11 protein-coding genes are annotated in these 17835 nt (G+C 63.7%); 4 read left to right on the top strand and 7 right to left on the bottom strand.

The annotated features are described in order from the left end of the window. Positions 1-16: 16 nt before the first annotated feature. From ACETPF_RS19315 to ACETPF_RS19330, 4 genes are all read left to right on the top strand, one after another. A complete protein-coding gene (locus ACETPF_RS19315) occupies positions 17-499 on the top strand; it encodes an Hcp family type VI secretion system effector (RefSeq protein ID WP_373936238.1) in 483 nt (160 codons plus the stop codon). Positions 500-1003: 504 nt separating this feature from the next. Next, positions 1004-1762, top strand: a complete 759-nt coding sequence (locus ACETPF_RS19320; RefSeq protein ID WP_373936239.1) for a response regulator — start codon at positions 1004-1006, stop codon at positions 1760-1762. Positions 1763-1764: 2 nt separating this feature from the next. Next, complete coding sequence (locus ACETPF_RS19325) at positions 1765-2751, top strand: cytochrome-c peroxidase (RefSeq protein WP_373936240.1); 987 nt, start codon at positions 1765-1767, stop codon at positions 2749-2751. Positions 2752-2774: 23 nt separating this feature from the next. Beyond that, a complete protein-coding gene (locus ACETPF_RS19330) occupies positions 2775-5186 on the top strand; it encodes a DAHL domain-containing protein (protein WP_373936241.1) in 2412 nt (803 codons plus the stop codon). Between the two features lie 72 nt (positions 5187-5258). Here the strand turns inward: ACETPF_RS19330 and ACETPF_RS19335 are convergent, their stop codons facing one another. The 7 genes from ACETPF_RS19335 to ACETPF_RS19365 form a co-directional block, all read right to left on the bottom strand. Further along, complete coding sequence (locus ACETPF_RS19335; RefSeq protein WP_373936242.1) at positions 5259-7580, bottom strand: beta-L-arabinofuranosidase domain-containing protein; 2322 nt, start codon at positions 7578-7580, stop codon at positions 5259-5261. Positions 7581-7591: 11 nt separating this feature from the next. Next, positions 7592-9487 carry an NPCBM/NEW2 domain-containing protein gene (locus tag ACETPF_RS19340; protein WP_373936243.1) on the bottom strand — a complete coding sequence of 632 codons (1896 nt, stop codon included), beginning with the start codon at positions 9485-9487 and terminating at the stop codon, positions 7592-7594. Then, positions 9484-11817: a glycoside hydrolase family 95 protein gene (locus tag ACETPF_RS19345; RefSeq protein WP_373936244.1), complete on the bottom strand. Its 2334-nt coding sequence runs from the start codon at positions 11815-11817 to the stop codon at positions 9484-9486. Before ACETPF_RS19345 ends, ACETPF_RS19340 begins: the two co-directional genes overlap by 4 nt. Continuing rightward, entirely contained in the window at positions 11814-13373 is a 1560-nt protein-coding gene (locus tag ACETPF_RS19350; protein WP_373936245.1) for a glycoside hydrolase family 43 protein, read from the bottom strand. Before ACETPF_RS19350 ends, ACETPF_RS19345 begins: the two co-directional genes overlap by 4 nt. Continuing rightward, entirely contained in the window at positions 13370-15034 is a 1665-nt protein-coding gene (locus tag ACETPF_RS19355) for a glycoside hydrolase family 43 protein (protein WP_373936246.1), read from the bottom strand. The genes ACETPF_RS19350 and ACETPF_RS19355 overlap by 4 nt, the downstream gene beginning before the upstream one ends. Before the next feature lie 72 nt (positions 15035-15106). Continuing rightward, a complete protein-coding gene (locus ACETPF_RS19360) occupies positions 15107-16093 on the bottom strand; it encodes a glycoside hydrolase family 43 protein (RefSeq protein ID WP_373936247.1) in 987 nt (328 codons plus the stop codon). A 20-nt stretch (positions 16094-16113) separates the two neighbouring features. Then, positions 16114-17751, bottom strand: a complete 1638-nt coding sequence (locus tag ACETPF_RS19365) for a carboxylesterase/lipase family protein (RefSeq protein ID WP_373936248.1) — start codon at positions 17749-17751, stop codon at positions 16114-16116. Positions 17752-17835: the final 84 nt, after the last annotated feature.

Raw genomic sequence — 17835 nt, forward strand, 5'->3', positions numbered from 1 at the left:
TAAGTGAGGTAAATCAATGTTGGTCGATATTTTCCTGAAACTTCAGGGTATCAATGGCGAATCCGAAGACAGCAAGCACAAGAAGGAAATCGACGTGCAGGGCTGGAGCTGGGGCATGGCCAATATGGGCACGGCCCATATGGGTGGCGGCGCTGGTACGGGCAAGGCAAGCTTCAACGACATTGTCGTCACCAAATATGTCGACCTCGCCAGCACCTCCCTGATGAAGGCCTGTGCTAGCGGCAAGCATATCCCCGAAGCCGTGCTGACGGTTCGTAAGGCTGGCGAGAATCCGCTGGAATATGTGATCATCACCATGAAGAAAGTGTTCATTGCCAATATTCAGCTTGGCGGCAGCTCCGGTTCGGAGCAGACGGCGGAAAATATCACGCTGAACTTTGCGGAAGTCGATTTCGCCTTCAAGGGGCAGGGTGATACGGGCACTGCCGAAGGCGGCGATTCGTTCAAATGGAATATCCCCGCCAACGCAGCATCCTGATCCCGGCCTGACATGATGGGCGGCCTCACATGGCCCCTTATCATCTATCACGCAGCACGCAATCTCAAGGAGAAGTGAGTGCAGGATTGATCCTTGGCCGGACCATTCGCGAATTTGTGGGCAGATCGGCCGAGTAATGCGAATACTTATCTCGACATTGGGTTTAATATTCCGATCCTCAATGTGTAGGCATCCGTTACGGGGATGTCTGGTCGCCTTTTGCAAAGATGACCAGCCGCCCCCTGCTGCTCTGGAAGCACAGTCGGATCGGCGATGTTACAATCGTCATCAAAGGACGGCCGTCTGACAATTTTCCGTAGCGTCACATTCTCAGGAAAGCCGGGTCGAAAACATATCTGGCGGAGCGGCAATGGTCGGAGCTTGTCTCACAAGGAAGCAACATGAGCGCAATGTCGCAGGGCGTTGCGATGCCGCACTGGCGGCGTCTGATCAGGGCGATGCCTGCTTGCTTTGCCGCATTGCGACCCAAGATGCGAAGATCGCATGACCTTGAACATATCCCCGCCCGCAGAAGCTGGCGGCCAGCTGGGGCGCGTTTTGGTTATCGATGACGACGCTGCCATGCGGCAGACCATCTGCACTTATCTGGAAAGGCATCAATGTCCGACCGTTGGCTTGTCCGACCCGGCGTCGGTCATCCAGCAGATTGAGAGTGGCGCGTTCAGCATGGTGCTGCTCGATCTGCAGTTGGGGCAGAAGGATGGGCTGGACATTCTGCGCCAGATTCGCGAGCGATCCGACATCCCCGTCATCATCATAACCGGAGAGCGTCAGGACGATATCGATCGCATTGTCGGCCTTGAACTGGGTGCGGACGACTATCTGACCAAGCCGTTCCATCTTCGCGAATTACTTGCCCGCGCTCGAGCCACATTGCGTCGGCAAGAAATGGGGCGGCTTGCGAGCGGCAACCCGCGTCAGCGCGGCGGTTATCGTTTCAACGGCTGGGAAGTACGCTGCAAGACGCGATCTCTGTTCGATCCTGAAGGCAATCCTGTGACCCTCACCAAAGGCGAATACGCCCTGCTCATTGCTTTCCTCGAAGCACCCAGGCGAACTCTTTCGCGCGAGCAGCTGCTGCGTGGCACGCGAACCCATGAGGATATCTACGACCGCACGATCGACGTTCAGGTGCTACGGCTTCGCCGCAAATTGGAGCACGACCCGACCCAGCCCCAGGTTATTCGGACCGAGCGCGGGGTCGGGTATATATTCGACAGCAATGTGGAGCGGCTGTTCTAACTATGGATGTTCGTCCGCCGATTCTTGGTGGGCCGTTCTTGCCGAAGCTGGCTAGGCTGCTGATCTCTGCCGCTCTGCTGTTTGGTGTTGTAATCGCCCTCATTTTATTCACCACGAGGCGCGAACCCGCGAATCCACTTGCGAGCGCGCCGCTTGCGCCCTGGACAAGTGAACCGATCCAACCTCTCATTGAAGTACCGTCGCTTGACGTGGCAAAAGTAGCGCTGGGCAGGAAACTGTTCGAAGATCGCCGCCTGTCCGGCCGCAACAATCTTCCTTGTGCAGCCTGCCATGACGTCGGCAGCAATGGGAGTCTGTCGGGAAATCGCACCACCCGTTTTGATACGCCGACCATATTCAACAGCGCGCTCAACTCCCGCCTTGGCTGGCAAGGCATGGAATGGACGCTGGAACAGCAGGCGTTGGCGACCATCAAGTCGCCCATGGTCTCGCAGGGCGTGGCTCTGCAGACAATGATTGACCGCCTCGCTCAGGATAGCCGCATGCGACAGGAATTTGCGGCGATCTACGATCGATCGATCGATATCGAGGGGGTGGTGGACGCCATCGCCTGCTATGAACGCTCATTAGTCACGCCGGGCAGCCGTTTCGACCTCTGGCTAGCCGGGAACAAGTCGGCCATGAGCGAGCAGGCATTGCGCGGTTATGAGCGGTTTAAGCAGCTAGGCTGCGTTTCGTGCCATCAGGGACAGAATGTCGGCGGCAATCTGCTGCAAAAACATGGCATATTCCGCCCGCTTGCAACGCCCGAGCCGCGGATATTGCGTGTACCCAGCCTGCGTAATGTCGCGACAACCGCGCCTTATTTCCATGACGGAAGCGCCCGGACACTCGATCAGGCGGTCAAAAAAATGGCTGCGTCTCAGCTGAACGTCGACCTCAAGCCGCAGGAGGTCTCGGACCTCGTTGCCTTCCTGAATATGCTGACCGGCAACTATGCTGGCCAGAAAGTGCGCGCGCCGGGATGAGGTTTCTTGACCGCTTGGCCGTCATGGCGCTGATCGCCCTGTTGACCTGGCTGCTGTTCATGGGCTTCAGCCATGCTGATCAGCGTGCGCGACATTCTTTGGCGGGCTTGGAAGCCTTTATGACGAGCCAGGGCGCACTGCATCGCGACGTACTGAGTGCGCGCGCTGGACTGCTCAACAATTATGATCCGCTCGATGTCGATATGGCAGGAATGTCGGTGGCAGTGAATGACGCCCTTGTCTCCGCATCATCCAAATCTGAACGGGAGCAGGGCCGCAACCTCCTGCTCGTCCTGCGTCGGCAAAAGGCTCTCGCTAACCAATTCAAATCGACCAATGCCCTTGTCCAGAACTCGCTCGCCTATTTCGCGACGTATAGCGGGCAGGTGTCGGCCAACACGCTACACCCGCAAATCCAGGGTGGGGTGGACCGATTATCGAGCGCGATGCTGAACCTCAATCTCAACGGCTCCAGCTTGGCCCAGGAGGATGTCAGCACTGGCATTGCCGTGCTGGAACAATATTGCGCGCGCATGCGATGCGAGGCCGAAGTCCAAAGCCTGATCGCCCATGCCCGGCTGTTGAAGGACCAACTGCCGATCATATCCATTACGATCGAGCAACTGGTGCGGTCGGACAGCGATGTTCCGGTTGCCGCGTTGCGGAACTTGTTTCTCGAAAGGCAGATGGAAAGGGAGGATTTCGCCGCCCGGTTCCGCATCCTCCTGTATCTTGCTTCCCTCCTGCTATTGTATCTGCTGGTGCGTTGGGGCTTGGCCGTTCGTACGCAGGCCGCAGTGCTTCAACGTCAGGTAGCGCTGGAACATGGAGTGGCTCATCTTTCGACACGCCTGATCGGGACCGCGCCGGATGAGTTTAGGCTTTGTGTTCGGGACGCGCTCGAGCAACTTGCAGCGGTCCTAGGCGCTGGCTGCATCCTGTTCGTTGGGCGAAGCGATCAAGTCTTTGGTTGGCCGGTCACAGCAGACCTGGAAAAGGATCAGATCGAAGCCCTGAAAACCTATAGCATGCCGCGCACGGGCGCCGAAGACTCCGTAGCGCGGATTTCAAGGCATGGCGCCGCTCCCGACAGCATAAGGCGGCTGTTTGGACAGCTGACGGTCGAAAATATCTTTTGCCTTGCATCGCCCAAAGCCGAAGGCGGCAGCAATCTGCTGTTCCTAGGATTTCAAAGGGCGAACGCAGGCTGGCCAGCGCGGCAATTGGCTGTGCTGCGCACCGCTCTGGATGCGATCTCCCTCTCGTTGGATCATGCATCGCTGGAAAATGAACGGCGAAAACTGGAATCGCAGCTGGAACATGCCCGACGCATGGAAACCGTAGGCGCCTTTGCTAGCGGCATTGCCCATAATTTCAATAACCTGCTCGGTGCAGTCAGCGGGCAGTTGGAAATGGCCGAAGACATGCGCGACCTGTCACCGGCGCTGCGTGACCATCTCGATCAGATGCGCATTTCTACCGATCGCGGGCACCAGCTCGTGCAGGCGCTGATGTCTTATGGCAGACGGCACGACAGGCATCGGGAAATGACGCATCTCGGTGACTTGGTCCTCGAAAGCCGGAACCTCGCCAGAGCCGCATTAGGCTCCTCCTATCGCATCGATTTGGACGCGGGATCGGGCGACGCCGCTGTCATGATTGACGGCGTTCAACTGCAACAGGTGATCCTCAACCTGTGTCACAACGCGGCGCAGGCGATGGCGGGCGGCGGGGTCGTCCGCATAAGGACAGGATTTAAGCATGTCGACGAAGGCCAGGACGAGTCAGGCAAGCGGCTCAATTCGGGTGATTATGCTTTTGTCAGCATTTCCGATGAAGGCGTCGGCATTGATGCCGAACTGCGCGGCAAGATTTTCGAACCTTTCTTCACGACCCGGCCATCTGGCACCGGACTCGGGCTTTCTACCGCGCGTGACATCGTTCGAGAACATGACGGAAGCCTTTCGCTGGAAAGCGAAGTCGGACGGGGAACATGCGTCACCATCGCGCTCCCCATTCCCTCGGCGGACATGATCTTGCCAGACGTGGCAGAAAGCGTGCGGCAGGGGACGGGCGAAGCTATCCTCTACATATCCACCAGCCTAGAGAAATGTATAGCCGGCGAAGATTTGCTGGCGGCTTTGGGTTATGAGCCCACGGGGGTTGCCAGCTTGGAGCAAGCTATTGCCCTATTGACGGCCGACCCCGGCCGGTTCGATGCCGTCATCGTCGGTGGATACGCGCTGAACGTCGATGTAAATGCATTTTTTGACGCGGTGCGCGCATTGGCGCCGCAGACGCTGCGCATCCTTGCTATCGATCGCCCGCAGATGGAAAATCCCAATATTCTCGCTGCAGCACATATCTCCGCGGTGCTGCAATTTCCCCTGAATGCGCGAGAACTGGCCAACATACTGGAAAGCTCAATGAAATAGTGCCCGTAACTGTGATGCTCAACGACACCAAAGGGAGCCGCCGGGCGCAAACAGCATATAGGGCGCCTGGGCTCAGCGCGTCTCTATGCTGCGGATACCGTAGATCGCGCTCTTGCCCTTGAGGCCGGTCAGGGTCACAGTCGACCGTGACGCAGTGGTGGGGGACAGCGGGTAGTCGACAACCAGCCACTCGCCCTGGAGCCGTTTTTCGCGACGCTCGATCGCGATCTCCCTCCCGTCGACGGCGATGCGCATCTCGCGGTTGGTGTCGTTGCCCCAATAGGTGATCTGGAGCGTCGCAGGGCCAGGGCGGCGCGCGATGGTGAAGCGCAGTTCCGCGCCCTCCGGCAAGGAACGGTTTTTCTTGCCGTAGAATTCGCCGCTCTGGCCGCCGGTGGCAGTAAAGCCATGGTCACGCTCGGGCTGCATTTCGCCGATGTGGAATATGTCGATGGTGCGGCGGGCAAGGTCGGCGCGCTTCGCTTCGGCGGCCATATAGGCGGTGCGGCTGCTCGCCCACTGATCGGGGGTGAAAGTGCGGAAATAGACGGCGGCGCGGCGGTCGTAGAGCGGGTAGAAGGGGACGATGTCGTGTTGCTGCCCCAGCACGTCGGTCGCGCGATAATGGTGCGGTCTGTTGGCGAGCGCGATCAGCGCGGCGCGCGGTTCGCCCTGCACCAGCAAAGCGGGGGCGGGGCCGTCGAACCGTTGATCGGCTGGCGCGAGATCGGCGGCGAGGACGAGCGGCCCGCTCAGATAAGCATAGGTGCCGGGCGCGCCGGCGAGCGGTTCGGCGCGCAGCGCCATCGGGATGGTGAGCGCGATGCGGTCGCCGGCCTTCCAATTTCGGGCGATGCGCCAATAGCCGTCGGTGACCGGGGTGGAGATGGGCGCGCCGTTCAGCATCAGGCTGGCATTCTGAGCCCAGCCTGGGCGGCGGATGGCGAGGGTGGTCGCCTCGCGCGGTGGCCGGGCGATGGTGATCGCGACCTGCCCGTCCTGCGGGTAGCGCGTGTCCATCTCCATGCGCGGGCCGCCTGGCAGGTCGAGCGTCGAGGGGATGAAGAGGTTGACGAACAGCGTGCCGTCGCCCTGCCAGTAGATGGAGTCGGCATGTTTGGCATGGCTTTCCATGCCGGAGCCGACGCAGCACCAGAAACTGTCCGTGGCGGTCGAATAGTCGCGCTTCGCCCCGGCCTCCATCGGCATGAAATAGGCGAACTGGCCGGTGTCGGGGCGCTGGTGGGCGAGCATATGGTTTAGCTGGGTGCGCTCATAGGCGTCGAACCAGTCGGCGCTGGGCGACCAGCCATAGAGATGGCGGGTGAGTTTCAGCATATTGTAGCTGTTGCACGCCTCGCAGGTGGCGGTGGTGAGCTGTTCGCCCTGCTGGTCAGGCTGGCCGAAATGCTCGCGTTCGCTGTTGCCGCCCACGACATAGCTATGATGCTGCGTCACCGTCGCGTGGAAGAAGCGGGCGGCGGCGGCGTCCTGCGCCTCGCCGCCGGCCTCATGCAGGCGGGCGAGGCCGATTATCTTGGGGATTTGGGTGTTGGCGTGGAGGCCGGCGAGTTTGTCCTCGCCGCGCGCAAGCGGATCGACCACGGCATGATGGCGCAGGCGGCGGGCGATGGCGAGCCAGCTCGGATCGCCGGTAGTGGCGTAGAGGTCGGCATAGGTTTCGAGGATACCGCCATGTTCGACCGAGAGGATCTGCTGCACCTGATCGTCGGAGAGCGGATCGATCACGCCGGCCAAATAGGTGGCGACCCCGATCAGGAGCGGCAGCGCGGCCTTGCGCCCGGCGAGGCTATGGGCGTCGGCGAGGCCGGCCATGATCTTGTGCAAGGCGTAGATCGGCACCCAGGCGCCATTGAGTTCCCAGGTGGTGCGGATGTCGCCGCGGCGGATTTCCTCGAACACGATTTTGCCGGGGATCGACTTGCCGTCGCGCATCACGGTCATGCCGCCCAGATAGCCGTCGCCGCCCGCCAACTGGATGCGCTGCATGGAAGCCAGGGTGCGGTCGAGCGCCGCGCCCAGCGCCGCGTCGCCGCTGTTGGCGATCATGAGCGAGGCGGCCGACATCCAGTGGCCCATGCTGTGCCCGGCGATGCTCTCCTTCTCCCAGCCGCCATAGAGCGGGGCGGTGGGCTGAAGGCCGGCGGAGAGGTAGAAATTGTGGAGCAGCCGTTCCGGGTCGAGCGAGAGGAGATAACGGCGGTTGGCCGCCATCGCGTCGGCGAAGGGGGAGGGCTTGAGCGTCACATGGCGCGCCGCGACCGGAGTGACGCGCAGCGCGCTTTGGGGCGTGGCGGCGCGGGCCAAGGTGGGGAGCAGCGGCAGCAGGCTCGCGGTCGCGAGCATGTGGCGGCGGGTGAGAAGGGGCTGCATCGTCGGTCCTCTCAGCGCAACAGCGCGGCATCGCCCCAGGTGACGGGGACGGCGTTGGTTGTAACGCCATCGGCGCGGGCGACGAGTTCGAGCAGTTTGATGCCCTTGACGTGTGCGGCGATGGCTTGCGCAGGCTGGCCGCGGAGCAGCGGCGGGGTGCTGGCGAGTTGTTTGCCGTCGCCATAGAGGACGAAGCGCACCGGCTGGTCAGCGGTGAGCGCGCTGTCGTCCACGCCGACCTGCGCCGAGAAGCGGGCGAAGCCATTGTTGCGGACCTCAATCCGGCTGTTGGCGAGGATGCCGATGCCCGAGGTGAAGGGCTTGCCGGCGATCACCAGCGGCTGGTTGTAGGGGGTGAAATCCGCCATCGCGCCGCCCCAGCCAGCATACATGGGCCGCTCGCCTATGCCCTTCGTGCCGCGCCAGTTCGGGATCGAGCGGTAGATGGTGGGATCGGGTTCGGGCTGGACGACGCCGTCGGCTGCCGGGTTCACCATGCCAGGCTGTTCGGACAAATAGAGGCCGTCCGCCAGCGTGCGCTCACCTTTGGCGCGGAAGACGACGGTTTCGCGGGGCGCGACAGTCAACTTCATGTCCTTGGTGAAGCTGCTGCTGTCGCCGGTCCAGAGGTTCGCGAGCGCGATCGGGCGGTCGGCGCGGAATTTGAGATGCTCGGCGGTGAGGGTCGCGTTGACGGGGGCGAGGCCGCGATTGAAGAGGGCGACGGCCTTGTCGCCATTGGCGAGCGTCTTGACGAGGATCTGAAAGCCGTCCGCGTCGAAGGCCATCACCGACTGGTTGCCGGCCGCGTCCTGGTTGAGCGCGATGATGTCGGCATTGCCGAAAATGTCAATCAGCGGCTGCGGCGTCGTCCGCAGGTCCGCGCCGATCAGCAGAGGCGCGTTCATCATCGCCCAGAGCGAGAAGTGCGAGCGCGCTTCGGTCAGATGGTTCGCGTCGAAATCGCCCTTCCCGATGAACAGCATGTCGGGATCGTTCCAGCCGCCCGGATGGGCGTAGAAGGCGCGGCGGGCGGCGCTGTCATAATTGGTGAGCATCCGGCCCCAGTCGGCGGAGATATCGTCGCTGGTGCGAGAGATATTGCCGACATCCTTGCCCCACGACCGCACATTGGCGCTGCCCCAGATGCAGAGCGAGAGCATATAGTCGCCATCGGGATTGTGGCGGGCGAGCGACTGGTTGATGTCCGCGAAGAGCGCTTTTACCGCCGGTATGTTCGAGCGGCTGATGCTGTGCTGGTCGATGAGGGGGGCGAGGGCGCGATACTGGCCGCTCTTCACCCGGTCGGCGTCGGCCGCATAGGCGCGGATGCCGCAGCCATCGACCTTGATCGCGTCGAAGCCCCAGTCGGCGAAGAAGAGGCGGATGTCCTGATCGGTGTGGCCGTAAAGGCCGACCTCGCGCTCGGCGACGCTGCCTTCGGGGAGCTGTTCGCTTCCGTCGGCATAGGCCTGCGAGCAGATGTTGCGGCCGAGGTCGGAATAGATGCCGGCCTTAAACCCCATGGCGTGGAGCTTATTCGTCAGCGGGCGGAAGCTGGGGTCGCCATTCACCTTGGCCGAGGGGAATTGATCGGTCCGGATCATCAGCTTGCCGTCGCTGGTGCGGCGCTTGATCCACCAGCCATCGTCGATGTTGATGAAGCGATAGCCTTTTTGCTGGAGGCCGCTGTCCCGGATGCGCTGCGCCGACCCCATCAGCTTTTCCTCGTCCACATGGGTGAAAAAGGCGTTCCAGCTGTTCCAGCCCATGGGTGGAAGCTGGGCGCTGCCGGCCTGATAGGCGCTCCAGCGGCCGGTGGGAGCGAGCGGGTCTGTCGTCTGGGCGGATAGCGCAGTGCTGGCGCAGAGTGCTGCGATGGGGAGGAGGAAACGGCGGACAGTCATGCAAAATCCTTGGGGGTCAGCGTGACCGGCTCGCCGGCCTTGAGGGGGATGGTGCGGCTCTTGCCGGCGAGGCGGATCGTACGCGGGCCGGAGAGGTCCGGGCGCAGGATGGCGCGGTCGAGCCGGCCGCCCTGCCAGTGCAGATCGACGCCGCAGCGGCCGCGCGCGCGCAGGCCGGTGATGCGGCCGGCGGGCCAGGCCTTGGGCAAGGCGGGTAGCAGGTCGATGATGTCGCCATGACTGTCCATCAGCATTTCGACGATGCCCGCCGCGCCGCCGAAATTGCCGTCGATCTGGAAGGGCGGGTGCGCGTCGAACATGTTGGGATAGGTGCGTTCGGGTCCGAGCAGGAAGCGGAGGATCGCATGGGCATGATCGCCTTCGCGCAGCCGCGCCCAGAGGTTGATGCGCCAGGCGGTGGCCCAGCCGGTCGCGCGGTCGCCGCGTATCTCCAGCGTGCGGCGCGCGGCGGCGGCAAGCGCGGGTGTGCCGTCCGGTGTGATCTGGCGCGATGGGTGGAGGCCGTATAGGTGCGAGACGTGGCGGTGATTCTGCTCGGGCGCGTCGGCGTCCCAATCCTGCTGCCATTCCTGTAATTGGCCCTGGCGTCCGACCTGGTAGGGGGCGAGTTTATCTCGCGCGGCGCGCATTTCGGCGATCAGGGGCGTGTCTGTGCCCAGGATTGTCGCCGCCTCCATCGTCTGGGTGAAGAGGTCGCGCAATATCGCCATGTCCATCGTCGGCCCGGCGCAGATGGTGCCGCCATGGCCGTGCGGATTTTCGGGGCTCATCGACGGGTTGGTGACGAGGAAGCCGGTCGTCGGATCGGCCAAGAGCGTGTCGAGGAAGAAGCGCGCGGAACCGGCCAGCAGCGGGTAAATGGAGGCCAGATAGGCGCGATCGCGGCTATAATCGTAATGGTCCCAGAGATGGGTGCAGAGCCACGCGCCGCCGGTGGGCCAGAGGCCGAACTGCGCGCCGTCGATGGGCGCGGTGGCGCGCCACAGGTCGCTATTGTGATGCGTCACCCAGCCGCGCGCGCCGTACATGGTCCGGGCGGTGCGTTCGCCGGTGACGGCGAGTTCGCGGACCATCTGCACCAGCGGCTCGACGCATTCGCCCAGCGCCACCGGCTCGGCGGGCCAATAGTTCATTTCCGTATTGATGTTGATCGTATATTTGGAGCCCCAAGGGGGATTGAGACTGTCGTTCCAGAGGCCCTGAAGATTGGCGGGCTGGCCGCCGGGGCGGGAGGAGCAGATCAGCAGGTAGCGGGCATAGTGGAAATAGAGGGCGGCGAGCGCGGGATCGTCGCTGGTCTGGGAGGCAGCGATGCGTTCGTCCGTGGGAAGTTGCGCGGCAGGGGTGGTGCCTAGGTCGAGCGCGACGCGGCGGAACAGGCGCTGGTGCGCGGCGGCGGTGTCGGCGGCGATGCGCGCAAAGGGGCGACCCTTGGCTTTGGTCAGGGCTGTGGCGGTGGCGGCGCGGGGGTCGCCGCTGATGTCTTCGACGCTCCTGAAGCTGGTCGCCATGGCTAGGAGGAGGGTTACGGACTTTGCGCCCCGGATGCTGAGCTTGCCATCGGCGGTCTGTGCGGTGCGGCCGCCTTCGACCTGAGCGGCCAGGCGGGCGGCGAAGCGGAGAGCGCCGTCGATCCCCTTCGACGCGCCGTTGCGGCCGGTGAGAAGGAGGCCGGCGGGACCGTCCGCCACGACTTGCACCTCGCGTTGGGGCGAGCGGAGCGATAGGTCCACGTTCAGCTTGCCAGTCGAGGCGAGGCGGACGGCGAGGACGTTATCGGCCGGCGAGGAGACGACCTGGCGAATGTGGGTCGCGCCGTTCGCGGTGAAGCGGGTCGTCGCCATCGCGGCGTCGAGATCGAGGTCGCGGTGATAGGCGGTGGCGTCGCCCAGGCCGGGGAAGTCGAGGATGAGGTCGCCCAGCGTCTGATAGGGCATTTGCGTCAGCGGCTTCGCCATCAGGGTCTTGTTGGCGAGCGCTTCGGCTTCTTCGATCTTTCCCGCAAAAATGAGCTCACGGACCTTGGGCAGGTTCGCCTTTGCTTCCGGGTTGACCGGATCGTAGGGCTGGCCGGCCCAGAGCGTGCTTTCGTTGAGTTGCACCCGCTCCTGCGCGACGCCGCCAAAAACCATTGCGCCCAGCCGGCCATTGCCGATGGGCAGCGCTTCGGTCCATTTCGCGGCAGGCTGACGATACCAGAGGGTGAGCGGGTGCAGCGCGCCGGGGGCGGCGTCGGCGGAGCGCGGCGCTGCGAGCGCCGCGGTGCCGGCGGCGAGGGTCGCCATCGTCTCGCGTCGGCTGAGGCTCATGGGCGGACGCCTTCGGGGAGCGCCGACAGGGTGAAGCTGTCGACGTCGAGATAGCCGCCGGTTGGTGCGGGATTGTAGCAGGAGAGCGCGATCTGCTGCCCCTGGAAGGTGCCGGTGCGCCAGTCGAAGGCGAGCGGAAAGCTGCCGCCGACCCCGGTCCATTTTCGGTTATCGAGGCTGTAGGCGACGCGGCCGACCTTCGTGTCGAAATCCATGTCGGTGCGGAGCCAGAGATTGCGGCCCTTGATCGGGACGGCGGGGACGCGGACCTGCGTGACCGGGCCGTCCTTGGTGCTTTCGGTCAGCATCATGCGGAGGGATTTAGCGCCCTTCGCGCCGCCAACCACCGAGAGCTGTGCGTTATATTTGCCGAAGCTGCCGAAGCCGCATACGTCGCCTGGCTTGATGCCTTTGGTGTCGAACCTCGCCACCGCGCGCATCTTCGGCCCCTGCGCCTTTTGCGTCAGCGTGTTGCGCGCGCTCCAGATGCCCTCCGCCTGGGTGGCGTGGAGGCGGAGATAGCCGGGGCGTTCCTTCAGCGACCATTTGCCGTCGTCGGGATTATGGTTCCATTGCCATTGCAGGCCGAGCCGGGACGATGCGAAGTCGTCCGAGGTCGGCGGCTCCGCGAAGGGATGGCCCTGGATCGGCTTGGGCGAGCGCTCCGGCACATAATCCGGCCGGTCGGGCGTGCCCCACCAGGGCCAGTCGTCCTTCCAGACGATCGGGCTGATATTCGTCATGCGGCCGATCGCGCCCGCGTCCACCATGACGAAACCGTACCAGCTGCCGTCGGGCATATCGACGATCGCGCCCTGATGGCCGCCGGTCTTGTCGTCGATCGAGGGTTTGGTTTCCCATGGTCCCCAGAGACTGCGAGAGCGGGAGACGGTCATCGCCAGCTTGCCGGGGATGGCGTTGAAGAGATAGTACCAGCCGTTGTGGCGGACGATCTTCGATCCTTCCGCGCCCTTGTTGTAATAGGTGACCTTCGCGGCGGTGACGGCGGAGAGGTCGTCGTTGAGGGTCAGCAGCGTGACCGTGCCGTCGGTGCCGATCGAGGTGCCGAGATAGGCGGTGCCGTCCGCGTCGATGAAGAGCGCCGGGTCGAAGGCTTCGCGGTCGAGTTCCTTGTAGGTCCAGGGGCCGGCGATGGTCGCCGAGCGATAGATGCGCGTCTTGTGCCCGACCGGGGTGACGGCGAGGTAGAACATGTTTTTGTGACGGCGCAGGCTCGCGGCGTAGAAACCGTGGCGATAGTCGCCGCCTTGTCTGAGGTCATAGCGCGGGTCGCCGTCGAGCCGGTCGACCACATGGGAGACGATCCGCCAGTTCACCATATCCTTCGAGTGGAGGATGGTGACGCCGGGCGAATTGGCGAAGGTGGTCGAGGCGAAGTAGAAATCCTCGCCCACGCGGATGATGTCGGGATCGGGATAGTCGGCGAAGAGGACGGGGTTGCGGTAGGTGCCGTCGCCCTGGTCGCTGCGCCACACTTGCGCGGGGGCGGCGGTGGCGAGGGCGGCGGCAAGCGCGATGGCGGCGGGGCGGATCATGGGGCCGGCGTGTAGTGATAGGGGCCCACCACGGTGCCGACGAAGCCGCCGGCCTTTTTCGTGCTCAGCAGGGTTGCGTCCAGTCCATCCTTCAGCGTCGTCCTCCTGCCACCCACGCCATAGTCGAACGCCATCGTGCCGCCGGTCGCGCGGATGGTGAGGGTGATCGGGCCTTTGGTCGTGACCGGCGCGGAGGCGACCAGCGTGTCGCTATCGGCTTCGTCGCGGGTATAGAGCGCCACCACGGCCTTGCCGGCGATCCGGGTCAGGCCGAAGAAGAGGTTGCTCCGGTCGCTCTGCACGGCGGCGAGGCCGGCGCGGTCGCCGTCCTTGGCTGGCGTGTAGCGCAAGGTTGTGGAGAAGGTGGCGTTGGCGTGCTGCTGGCGGCGGCCGATAAAGGCCGGGACGCCGTTCAAGTCGCCGATGGGCGCGCCGCTTTCCAGTTCCAGCGAGCCGGCCTTGAGGCTGTAGAAGGGTGCCTTTGGCGTGCGGATGCCGATCCATTGCATGGGCAGCGCCTTGCCGTCGAAATTCTCGACATAGGAGAAGTCGCCGCTGGTGGGGATGGGCGGTTTGGCGCCTGCGGGGAGGTTCGGCACCTTGAGCGCATGGGGGATCGCCTGCCCGCGCGGGAGGATGACGGGCCACCCGTCCTTCCATTCAACCGGCAAGAGGAAGGTTTCGCGGCCAATATTATAATGATCGTCGCCATCATAGGGACGCACGGCGAGGAAGGTCGCCCACCAGTCGCCCGTCTGCGTTTCGACCAGCTGGGCATGGCCCGCCGAGCCGATGAAGTTCGACCGATTGGGGTCGAGGTCGCGCTGGGTGAGGATCGGGTTGCCTTCATAGGGAATGTAAGGCCCGCGCAGTTCCTTCGATCGGAAGACGACCTGCGAATGGTTAACGCTGGTCCCGCCTTCGGCCGCGGTCAGATAGTAATATCCATCCTTCCTGAAGATATGTGGTCCTTCGATCCAGACGGGCTTTTTGGAAATGTCGACGCCGCCGTTGATGAGCTGCGTGCTTTCGCCGACCATCTTGCCGGCGCGCCAGTCATATTCCTGGATCCAGATGGCGCGGTGGCCGCTGTAGCGGGGCGGCTCATTGGGCGCGCGGTTGTTGACGATATAGGCCTTGTCGCCCTCCCAGTAGATGGACGGGTCAATCCCCTCGAACGGCAGCCAGATCGGGTTGGACCAGGGACCGGCCGGGTCTTTGGCCGTGATGATGAAGTTGCCCTTACATTCGACGCAGGTGTTGACGATGTAGAAGGTGCCCTCGTGATAGCTGATCGCCGGGGCGAACACCGCCTGGGATATGCGGCGGCCGGTGAAGTCGAGCTGTTCGGGCCGGTTGATCGCGTTGGCGATCTGGGTCCAGTTGACGAGGTCTTTGGACTTGAAGATCGGCAGGCCCGGATAATGGGCGAAGGACGAGTTCACCAGATAATAGTCGTCGCCCACGCGCGTCACCGACGGATCGGGATAATAGCCGGTGAGGATGGGGTTGCGATATTCGCCGGGCTTTACTTCGATCGTCTCGATCGACTGGCCGCTGTAGCGGAAATCGTCGAAGCGGGCGGGGGCGGCGTGTGCGGCGGGCAGGAGAGAGAGGGACGCGCAGGTCAGGGCGAATAGGCGCGAAGTCCGGTGCGGCACGATCAATCTCTCCCAGCAGCGCCGCGCCCTTGCGCGCGACCTGCATTTGATAACGCTAACATTAGTCGGAGTCTACGGCTTAGGCGCTGTCACGCCAGCGTCGGTCTGGACCACCGGCTTCATCGTGCCGTCGGGGTTGTAGTCTAGGCGCTCGACGGTGACTGCGCGGCGGCCGATCGCGCCGTTGAGGTCGCCGATCGCCAGCGCGGCATTGTGCAGGAAGATGTAGGATTGGCCCTTGAAGTCGGCGATGCCGGCGTGGATGGTGAAGCTATATTTGCCCGAGCCGGTCAACTCGCCGCGATAGGTCCAGGGGCCGTTCAGCGACGTGGCGGTCGCGTAGGAGATGCGCTCGTCGCGGTGGGTGGCGCGGTCCAGCGAGGCGTAGGTGAGGTAGTAGAGCTTGCCGCGCTTGTGCAGCCAGGGCCCTTCCTCGAAATGGGGCGGGGTGATCTCGCGGATCGGGCCGTCCAGCTCGATCATGTTGGGCTTCAGCTTAGCGATATAGGCCTGGCGATTGCCCCAGGCGATCCAGGTCGTGCCATCATCGTCGGTGAAGACGGTGGGGTCGATATCCTCCCAGCTGTGGGTGCCCTTGGGCGTCATCTGGTTGGTGATGAGGGCGGAACCCTTGGCGTCCTTGAAGGGGCCGGTCGGCGTGTCGGACACGGCGACGGCGATCGCCTTGCCGGGATGGCTGTTGTCATGCTCGACGGCGGCGTAGAACCAGTATTTGCCGTTCTTTTTGATCGTCTGGGAGGCCCAGGCGTCCTTCTTCGCCCATGTGAAGTCGCTGACGTTCATGATCGGGCCATGGTCGGTCCAGTGACGCATGTCGGTCGTGGAATAGACCAGCCATTCCTTCATGTTGAACATCTCGTCCCGCTGCGCCTCGTCATGGCCGACATAGAGGTAGAGGCGGTCGCCATCGACCAGAGGCGCGGGATCGGCGGTGAACTTGTCGCGGATGATCGGGTTGGCGCCGGGCGCTGCGTCCTGCGAGAGGGCCGGGGCGGCGAGAGTTGCAAGGACGAGGAAGGGAAGTAGCAAACGGCGCATGGGGACGGGCTTCCGGTGGGTCAGGTGAGGATGATGCGCCGGGCTGCGCCTTCGGGATCGTCGACCATGCGGCATTGATTGTCGAATATCATCGTCGCGCAGCGGGTGGCGTTGGTGGACGTCCAGGCGAGGCCGGGCTGGCTCGGATTGCCGGTGCGGGCGAAATTGGCCCAAGCGGTCGCCATGGTGCGGGCAAGCTTCTGCGCTTCCGGCGTGTTGCCGGTGCCCTGGTCGCAGAGCGCGGTATTGTCGAACACGAAGGCGAGTTCGGCGGTGTGCCATGCGCCGGCGACGCCATCCAATTGGGGCGATTGCCACTGGAACAGATATTGGTAGGTGGGGGCGGCGCCCGCCTGCTTGTCGCGCAGGGCCACCATCGACTGGATGCGATTGCGATAGCCGAGCGAGGCGACGCCATAGGAGAGCGTGCGGATCGCTTTCTCCGGGTGATCGCGCTTCATCTGGGCCATCAGCGCATCAGCCTTTTGCGCGCCATATTGGCTGGTCAGTTCCGCGCGCCATTCGGCCTCAGTCGGGTTGCTGCTGAAGCGCATCCCTTCCTCGCTCGTGTTGCCGATCAGCATGGGCACGTCGCGCGATGCGTCAGGCGCGGCGTCGAAGAAGGAACGGACGGTGATGACCCGGCCGTCGAGCGTCGGGTTCCAGCCGACGCGCGGTGTAGTGGAGGGGCCGCCTGGCCCGCGCGGACCGTTGATCTGCTCGGCAACCTTGTTGCCGGCGGCGAAGAGCGTCGCCCAGTCCATCTTTTGCAGCGCGCCGATGTCGCGCTGGCCGACGCCCAGTTCCTTGACCACGCGGCGCGAGAAATCCCGCGATTGTTCGAGCGTCGGGATATTGCCGCCGCCGCCCGACAGGGCCGCCGCGCGGTGGATGAGACCCTTGCCCGAAGGCATGCCCATGAGCGTCGTCACCTTCGACCCGCCACCCGACTGGCCGTGGATCATGATCCGGTCGGGATTGCCGCCGAAGGCCGCGATATTTTCCTGCACCCAGCGCAGCGCGGCAATGCAGTCGGTCATGCTGACATTGACCGATTCGGCGTAGGGATCGCCGCCGACGTCGGTGAGGTCGAGGAAGCCCAGTACATTGAGGCGGTGGTTGATCGACACCTGCACCACATCATGATGCCGCGCCATTTGCGCGCCGTCGTGCGAGGCGAGTTCGTAGGAGGAGCCGAAGGCAAAGCCACCGCCGTGAAAATAGATCATGACCGGGCGGTCGCCCGACAGCGAGGGCGTCCAGATGTTGAGCTTGAGCATATCCTCGCCCAGGAAACCGTCGGTCCATTGCTGGAGGAAGGTATGTTCCTTGGCGCGGAAGCTGTGCAGCGTCTGCGGGCAGTTCGCGCCATAGGCGAGCGCGGGATAGGGATCGCTCCAGGACTTGGGCGGCTTGGCCGGCAGCCAGCGATTTTCGCCGCCGGTGTCGTCACCATAGGGCACGCCCTTGAAGGTGAACACATCGCCCGCGACATAGCCGCGCACCGGGCCGTATCGGGTTTTGGCGACGGCGCTAAGGGGCGTGGTACAGGTGCCGCCAGCGGTGGGCCGCCTCGCCGAGGCGGCGGCGGCGTGGCCCGGCAGGAAGGCGGCGGCCGCGCCGAGTGACGAGGCCAGCAATGCCTGGCGCCTGTCCATGGCTGTTGCGCTGCCCGACATCTGCATTCCCCTTCCTGCGATTATCCAGCTGGCTCAGCGCCAGTCTCGAATCCTATCCTATAC

This window comes from Sphingobium agrisoli, assembly GCF_041877245.1.
Lineage (GTDB): Bacteria > Pseudomonadota > Alphaproteobacteria > Sphingomonadales > Sphingomonadaceae > Sphingobium.

Excerpts from the sequence above, each read along its gene's own strand:
- ACETPF_RS19315 (WP_373936238.1), top strand. The coding sequence starts at position 17 with ATGTTGGTCGATATTTTCCTGAAACTTCAGGGTATCAATGGCGAATCC.
- ACETPF_RS19320 (WP_373936239.1), top strand. The coding sequence starts at position 1,004 with ATGACCTTGAACATATCCCCGCCCGCAGAAGCTGGCGGCCAGCTGGGG.
- ACETPF_RS19340 (WP_373936243.1), bottom strand. The coding sequence starts at position 9,487 with ATGACTGTCCGCCGTTTCCTCCTCCCCATCGCAGCACTCTGCGCCAGC.
- ACETPF_RS19360 (WP_373936247.1), bottom strand. The coding sequence starts at position 16,093 with ATGCGCCGTTTGCTACTTCCCTTCCTCGTCCTTGCAACTCTCGCCGCC.
- ACETPF_RS19325 (WP_373936240.1), top strand. The coding sequence starts at position 1,765 with ATGGATGTTCGTCCGCCGATTCTTGGTGGGCCGTTCTTGCCGAAGCTG.
- ACETPF_RS19350 (WP_373936245.1), bottom strand. The coding sequence starts at position 13,373 with ATGATCCGCCCCGCCGCCATCGCGCTTGCCGCCGCCCTCGCCACCGCC.
- ACETPF_RS19365 (WP_373936248.1), bottom strand. The coding sequence starts at position 17,751 with ATGGACAGGCGCCAGGCATTGCTGGCCTCGTCACTCGGCGCGGCCGCC.
- ACETPF_RS19330 (WP_373936241.1), top strand. The coding sequence starts at position 2,775 with ATGGCGCTGATCGCCCTGTTGACCTGGCTGCTGTTCATGGGCTTCAGC.
- ACETPF_RS19345 (WP_373936244.1), bottom strand. The coding sequence starts at position 11,817 with ATGAGCCTCAGCCGACGCGAGACGATGGCGACCCTCGCCGCCGGCACC.
- ACETPF_RS19335 (WP_373936242.1), bottom strand. The coding sequence starts at position 7,580 with ATGCAGCCCCTTCTCACCCGCCGCCACATGCTCGCGACCGCGAGCCTG.